A 1,360-nucleotide genomic window follows, 5' to 3' on the forward strand; every position below is an offset into this window, starting at 1 on the left:
GCCGCCGCGCTGCCGCCGGGCGACCTCGCCCAGGACATCCGTGGGCTGAGCCGCCTCCAGGCGATCACTCGTGGCGAGAAGGTCGACGGCGGCACCACAGGTGTGGCCGGGGAGCTGTCCCGGGCCCGCGCCGGTGAGCAGGCCGCGTACCAGAAGCACTCCGAGGCCAAGGAGCTGCTCGCCGCCGCCGAGGCGGAGTTCACCGCCGGTGAGACGGCGCTGCGCACCGCCGAGGCGAGCCTGCTCAAGCTGCGCCGGGACAACGCCGCCGCGCTGATCGAGATCGAACGCCAGCAGGAAGCCGCCGAGCAGCAGATCGGCGCCGGCTACGTCTCCAACCAGAGCATCAGCGGCATGGCCGCGCACCCCCGGGCACTGGCTGCGGTCCGGTACGCGCTCGCCCAGCTCGGCGACCCGTACAAGTGGTCCGAGGAGGGGCCGGACCAGTTCGACTGCTCCGGCCTGATGTGGGCGGCGTACCGGTCCCCCGGCGCCGACTACTTCGACCTGCCCCGGGTCTCCCGCGACCAGTACGCCGCGACCCGTGGCCGCACCGTGCCGCAGAGCGCGCTACTCCCCGGCGACCTGCTCTTCTTCGCGTCGGGCAGCAGCTGGACGACGATCCACCACGTCGGCATGTACATCGGCAACGGCAAGATGGTGCAGGCGCCCACCACCGGCGACGTCGTCAAGATCTCGGTGGTCCGCTGGACCCGCCTGTACGCCGCCACCCGGGTGATCGGCGCGGTGCCGGCACCGGTAGTGACCAACCCGACTCCGCCCGTCTCGCCCCCGAAGCCCACGCCGTCGCCCACGAAGACCACCAAGCCGACGCCCACGCCGACGCCCACGAAGACCACCAAGCCGACGCCCACGCCGACGAAGCCAACGCCGCCGACGAAGCCAACGCCGACGCTGACGACCAGCCCGACGCCCACGCCGCCGCTCACCCCGAGCAACACCCCGACGACCCTGCCCTCGGCACCGACAAGCGCGCCGACCAGCGCGTCTCCGACGACGACGCCGAAGGCCAGCACGAGCGCGACGGGCAGCGGCAGCGCGACGGGCAGCCCCAGCACCGCGGGCTGATCCGCCACGACCGGCTCCGGCTGTCCGCTCGGGAAGATCTGTGGCACCGTGACAACCAGGCACATCCGACTCGACGCCACGGGTTCGGGTGCGAGCATGGCGCGGAGGGCGGAAATGGCCGAGCAGAACGATCCGGCGGAGACTGTCGACCCCGTGGTCGACCAGGCCGGCCCACCAGGGCCGGAAACCCCCGACCCGGTGGCCGCCAGCGACACCAGCCCGGCCGACACCAGCCCGGCCGACGCCAGCCCGGCCGACACCAGCCCGGCCG

At 73.4% G+C, this 1,360-nt stretch carries 1 protein-coding gene; it reads left to right on the forward strand.

The genetic code is table 11. The annotated features are described in order from the left end of the window. A partial coding sequence (locus PSH25_RS26315; protein WP_238661596.1) for a C40 family peptidase occupies nucleotides 1-1,089 on the forward strand: 1,089 nt, incomplete at its 5' end. Nucleotides 1,090-1,360 lie beyond the last annotated feature (271 nt).

Origin of the sequence: Micromonospora foliorum (assembly GCF_022229015.1) — a bacterium.
Classification (GTDB): Bacteria; Actinomycetota; Actinomycetes; order Mycobacteriales; family Micromonosporaceae; genus Micromonospora; species Micromonospora foliorum.